At 69.6% G+C, this 414-nt stretch carries 1 pseudogene; it reads right to left on the bottom strand.

Annotated features, from left to right (window positions below):
• Nucleotides 1-156 precede the first annotated feature (156 nt).
• Nucleotides 157-414: pseudogene (locus JZ791_RS44400) on the bottom strand (class I SAM-dependent RNA methyltransferase); the annotation flags it as partial.

Here is a 414-nt window from a genome sequence, read left to right as displayed (position 1 = left end):
TTCGCGGCGGGCCATCGCATCCGCGTCGAGATCGCGGGCTCCAACTATCCGCGTTTCGATCTGCACCCGTCGCTGAAGGAGGGCGAGCAGACGCTGTTCCACGATGCCGGGCGTCCGTCGTTCATCACACTGCCGGTGATGCCGTAGGGCTGCCGGTCAGGCTCGCAGCAGCGCGACGCATTCCACGTGATGCGTCGCGGGGAAGGCGTCGAACGCGCGCAACTCGGCGAGGTGGTATCCGGCCGCCAGGTAGAGACCGAGATCGCGCGCGAAAGACGCCGGATCGCAACCGATGTGGACGATCCGGGCGGGTCCCGCCTCGCTCAGCGCGGCGATGACGTCCTTGCCCGCCCCCGCACGGGGCGGATCGAGGACGACGACTTCGGGCGCGGGCCCGCTCGCGTGGTCGGTGAT

It is taken from the genome of Nocardia alni, from assembly GCF_019038435.1.
In the GTDB taxonomy this organism is placed as follows: domain Bacteria; phylum Actinomycetota; class Actinomycetes; order Mycobacteriales; family Mycobacteriaceae; genus Nocardia; species Nocardia alni.
Note: the sequence above shows the minus strand (reverse complement) of the source record. Positions and strands in the feature narration are given on the sequence as shown.